General features: G+C 55.9%; 2 protein-coding genes and 1 pseudogene. All 3 read left to right on the forward strand.

Features of this window, described 5'->3' with window-relative positions:
• Positions 1 to 175 precede the first annotated feature (175 nt).
• Positions 176 to 939: pseudogene (locus H512_RS26730) on the forward strand (IS5 family transposase).
• A gap of 303 nt (positions 940 to 1,242) precedes the next feature.
• Positions 1,243 to 2,166 carry a GNAT family N-acetyltransferase gene (locus H512_RS26735; RefSeq protein ID WP_084798653.1) on the forward strand — a complete coding sequence of 308 codons (924 nt, stop codon included), beginning with the start codon at positions 1,243 to 1,245 and terminating at the stop codon, positions 2,164 to 2,166.
• On the forward strand, positions 2,163 to 2,690 hold the full coding sequence (locus H512_RS25205) for a class I SAM-dependent methyltransferase (protein WP_084798654.1): 528 nt from the start codon (positions 2,163 to 2,165) through the stop codon (positions 2,688 to 2,690). Before H512_RS26735 ends, H512_RS25205 begins: the two co-directional genes overlap by 4 nt.
• Positions 2,691 to 2,759 lie beyond the last annotated feature (69 nt).

The following is a 2,759-nucleotide window of genomic DNA, read 5'->3' on the forward strand; positions in this document are numbered from 1 at the left end:
GTAACGGCGGCGCGTCATCCAGAGCTCCCTCAGTCGGAAGCCTTGAATCACGGCAGCCAAAAACCGCCAAGCGAATTTATGAGTTTACCGCCTAGGACCAATCGACATTCAGGATCCACATGCGACGTGATGTGTGATTCCTGGATCTCCAGATTGATTGATCTGGAGATCCGACATGGCCAAGCGCTACGAACTGACAGCGTCTCAGTGGGATCGCATCTGTGAGCTGTTGCCCGGCAAGCCCGGCGATCCTGGGCGCTGCGGTCAGGATAACCCATTGTTCGTCAACGCTGTTTTATGGGTTCTGCGCTCGGGAGCGCACTGGCACGACCTGCCCGAGCGCTACGGTAAGTACAAGACCGTCCACAAGCGGTTCACCCGCTGGGCCAAGGCTGGTGTGTGGGAGAAGGTGTTCGACCATCTGATCCGGGATCCAGACAACGACTACATTGCTCTGGATTCCTCGCTGGTTCGGGCTCATCAGCAAGCGGCCACCGGCAAAGGCGGGGGGCAAAAAGGGGGGATCAGGCTCTGGGGCGTTCCCGAGGAGGCCTGACGACCAAGATCCATATGGCCACCGATGGCAAAGGTCGGCCGTTGCGGATCATCCTCACGCCGGGACAGTGCGGCGATGTCATACAGGCACCAGGGTTGCTCGAAGGACTCAAAGCCCGCCGGGTTCTGGCTGACAAAGCTTATGATTCCAATAAGTTGAGGCAAGTCATCGCCGAAGCTGGCGCTGAGGCTGTCATCCCCTGCAATCCGACACGCAGGCGCCCCATCCCCTATGACTTCGACGCATACAAGGTCCGTAACTGCATCGAGCGATGCTTCAATAGGCTCAAGCACTTCCGACGCATCGCCACCAGATACGACCGCAGGGCCATCCACTTCCTGAGCTTTATTCATCTCGCAGCAGCCATGCTCTGGATGAGATGAATGACGATTCAGCCTAGAGGAGCATCATTGCTCCCAAGCGCCGTTGACCTCGTCGCTAAATCCCGCAAGGTGGTAGACCGTCCCGCGAACTGCACAACCACGCATGGCAGAGCTGCGGGTGCCCCCTTTGTTGGCTGAACCGAAGCTACACTTCTGCCGTCGGTCGCAGTTGCATCTTCAGACGGAAACCGAATATGGATGGCGTCCAGCGCTTCGTTTGTTCGCCTGGTGCCTATAGCTCGTTCCCGCTGAGAAGAGATGCCAATAAATGCGACGCGCCGGGAATGACAAAGAAACCATGATATGAAAATAGCTCTTTTATCTTCCAATGAGTGGCTGGAACGCCTCGATTCCTTCGGACGACGCCATCCATTTCTTCATCCAGGTTGGATGGCCAGCGCAGCTGAAGAATTATCCATGACGTTGGAATTGGCGGAATTTTCCATTGATGGCAAAGATTTTATCGCACCGATATTTTACGACAAGGATAACAAGTTTTCTTTCTCTGCAATAGGTTATGGTGGTGCGGTTGAGCTTTCCGATACACGCTGCCTCGACCGGGAAGGAGTTGCGGCGGTACAGTTGGCAAATCACCTGGAGAAAGCCGGCAAAGGCCATTTCTACCGATCAGTCGGTCTGCCCCTGCCGATATGCACGGATAATGGTGAAAATGCCTTCCCCAAGGCTGAGACTGCCGTCATTCCGTTAGCTGCCAACGTCGAAGAAACCTTTTCGCGCATCCTGACCGGCAACGTCAGGACCGCCATCCGCAAGGCGCAAGCCAGCGGCGTTACCTGCCGCGAGCTTGGAGCGCAAGATATAAAGCCGCTGCATAAGCTTATCGTGAGTACCCAGACAAACGTCGGCTCGGCCTATCTGACCCGCCTCGAATTTATCACGTCTCTCTTCAACCTTGAGCAACCGGACGTGAAATTCTTTGGGGCTTTCGTCGGCGACAATCTTGCATCCGGCGTCATCCTCCTCGCTGATGGCGAACATGCGTTCCACTATCTGCACGGATGGAATCGTGATCAGAGTGGGCTTTGCGTCAATCAGGCGGTTTTGTGGTATGCGGTGGCGCATGCAATTCGCACAGGGCGGCACTGGTTCAACATGGGAGCCTCACATACCAAGCCGCTTCTCCATGCCAAATTACGCTGGGGCGCTCGAATCGAAAGATACCTCTCGATGGATTCCAGCGATATGCCGATAGAGAAAACGTCATGAACAGTGTTCGGGAACTTTGGAATGAAGCGCATTCTCTTCCGCGTTTCCGTCCCAAATACCCTCATGAAAAGGTCGTTCGCTGGCTATTTCGGAATTTCGACCTGAATGCAAATCCACCCCCGCGCATGCTCGATCTTGGCTGTGGCAGCGGACGGCACGCCTTGTTTTTTGCTCAAGAAGGCTGTGACGTCGACGCAACCGACATTTCCGAGGTCGGAATCGGCGAGCTCGACAAGCTGGTAGACGCATCAGGTGCCAGTGTGCAAACCCATGTTCGCTCGGGAGACGATCTTTCTGGGTTCCCGGATGAGAGCTTCGATGGCGTGCTTGCCTTCGGCGTGCTGTACTATATGACGCTCGACGCCATGAAGCGGTGCCTCTGCGAAGTTCACCGGGTCCTGAAGCCCGACGGCCGCTTTTGTTGCGTCATGCGGACGACAGAGGACAGCCGGATCAGAGACGCACGCACCGTTGGTCTTTGCACGTGGCACTTGACCCCGATCGTGTCCCAGGGCGTGGTGTAGCAGGGTAGCGGTGGTCACCAGTGTTTTCCGGTAGGGTCGGGTTGTTCAAGACCAACCTGAAGGACACCA

The organism is Pleomorphomonas koreensis DSM 23070, assembly GCF_000425185.1.
GTDB classification, from domain to species: domain Bacteria; phylum Pseudomonadota; class Alphaproteobacteria; order Rhizobiales; family Pleomorphomonadaceae; genus Pleomorphomonas; species Pleomorphomonas koreensis.

Coding starts and splice junctions, on each gene's coding strand:
- H512_RS26735 (WP_084798653.1), top strand. CDS start 1,243: ATGAAAATAGCTCTTTTATCTTCCAATGAGTGGCTGGAACGCCTCGAT.
- H512_RS25205 (WP_084798654.1), top strand. CDS start 2,163: ATGAACAGTGTTCGGGAACTTTGGAATGAAGCGCATTCTCTTCCGCGT.